Annotated in this window: 2 protein-coding genes; both read left to right on the plus strand. The window is 59.0% G+C overall.

Going from position 1 to position 1,673, the window contains the following annotated elements:
* Positions 1–412: UDP-N-acetylglucosamine 2-epimerase (locus tag NW809_RS12400; protein ID WP_414402281.1), on the plus strand; the 412-nt coding region annotated here is incomplete at its 5' end.
* Between the two features lie 206 nt (positions 413–618).
* A complete protein-coding gene (locus NW809_RS12405; RefSeq protein ID WP_206336818.1) occupies positions 619–843 on the plus strand; it encodes an ureidoglycolate lyase in 225 nt (74 codons plus the stop codon).
* Positions 844–1,673 lie beyond the last annotated feature (830 nt).

Here is a 1,673-nt window from a genome sequence, read left to right on the forward strand (position 1 = left end):
TCTCCACCCCAACCCCGCGGTGCGAGAGCCCCTGCAGGCCCTGTTGGGATCCCGGGAGCGAGTTTTTCTTACCGAGCCCTTGGACTATCCCTGCTGGGTCAGCGCCATGCAGCGCTGCACTCTCATCCTCAGCGATTCCGGCGGCATTCAAGAAGAGGCGCCAGCTTTGGGCAAACCGGTGCTGGTGCTGCGGCAGACCACCGAGCGCCCTGAGGCGATTGCTGCCGGCACCGCCCGCCTGGTGGGCGCCCATCCCGAAAAGATCCTGGAGGCGGCCCGAGAATTGCTCACGGATCCCCAGGCCTACGCCCGCATGGCCCAGGCTCAAAACCCCTTCGGCGACGGCACCGCTGCCAGGCAAATTTGCCACATCATCGAGAGGCAGTTTAACTCGCCCAGCTCACCAGAATAAGGCCCGCAGAGACTCAGACTGGGGTGAGAAAACCGTTGCCTGCTCCTCCCTTTCTTCGGCTGCCCCGAAAAAAACTAGGATCGACTGCTGGTACACCGGCAAAGCCGTCATCCGCACCGCCAAGATCCTGCCCGGCTACCCGGCCGTGCTCTGCCGGAGCGCCACCTGCGTATGTGTTTATAGCCTTGGGACAGGAGCCATTCATCATGGTCATGGCTCCCCCCAAAACCCTCCCCGACCTAGACAAAGTGCAAGCCCTGCGCTTCCCCCCTGGGCACGGGCTGCTGCTGCACCGCGGCACCTGGCACGCTTTCCCCCTCGCCTGCGAGCGCCCCGTTGTGGTGCTGACTGCCAACTCCGACGAAGTGGTAGAGGCCCTGGCCAGCAGGACGACGGCGCAGGATCAGGGGGATCCCTGTGCCAGCGGCTGAACGCCGAGATCCATTTGCAGCCGCTCTAAGCCCATGGCGCGGATCCCCGACGGCACCCCCCCACCGGCTCTTTCGGCGCAGAAGCCTTCGGCTTTAGCCGTGGGGTAGTTTGCAGAATACCCAAACCTCAGCATTAAAAATCGGCAAAAATTGGCGGTTGGTCTGCCAGGCTCGAATTGGGAGGGGTGAGTATTCTCGAATACTCCGAAAAGAAAACGCAAAGTTAGCTTTTAGGCAAGCGCAAGCTCAGCTCCGACCGAAGCGCGCTGGGGGCAACAGTTCGTCCTAATTTGGGCTCTATCTACTAGGTGTTCGGGAATACGTACCCTTCGATAGGAACCTCGCTTGTACAAAAGAGGAAGCTTAACTGCGAGAGAAGATTCATAGGCAAAGTACGAAACATGAAAGCGCCCAGATTATCCGGATGAGGCTCTTTTTGGGGGCCGCATCCGCCTAGCTAGAAGATCCGCAAACGTCTTCACCGTTGGCATCTGAAGAGAGTTGCCTTATATTAAATCAGCTAGCATGTTCGATATTTGCCAGAATTAAGCTATCTTGAGGGTTGACATGCCATCTAACCATTGGTCAGACTTCCATCCTCCCAGTCCTGGGCAAGGCTTGGAGCAAACTCAGTCAACGCCTTCCCATTGGAGTGAGCGCTACACGGGGGAGGACTCTCAGGTCGAGTATGAAAGAAACGGAGCCCAGACCAAGGCAGCGGCTCATCCAGAGGAGAACATGCTGAGCAATGCCGCGAAAATTAAGGTGGTGGGCGTGGGGGGTGGAGGTGGCAACGCGGTCAGTCGGATGGCGGCCAGCAACCTCAAGGG

Source organism: Synechococcus sp. WC101 (assembly GCF_047461555.1).
Taxonomy (GTDB): domain Bacteria; phylum Cyanobacteriota; class Cyanobacteriia; order Thermostichales; family Thermostichaceae; genus Thermostichus.

Excerpts from the sequence above, each read along its gene's own strand:
- NW809_RS12405 (WP_206336818.1), top strand. The coding sequence starts at position 619 with ATGGTCATGGCTCCCCCCAAAACCCTCCCCGACCTAGACAAAGTGCAA.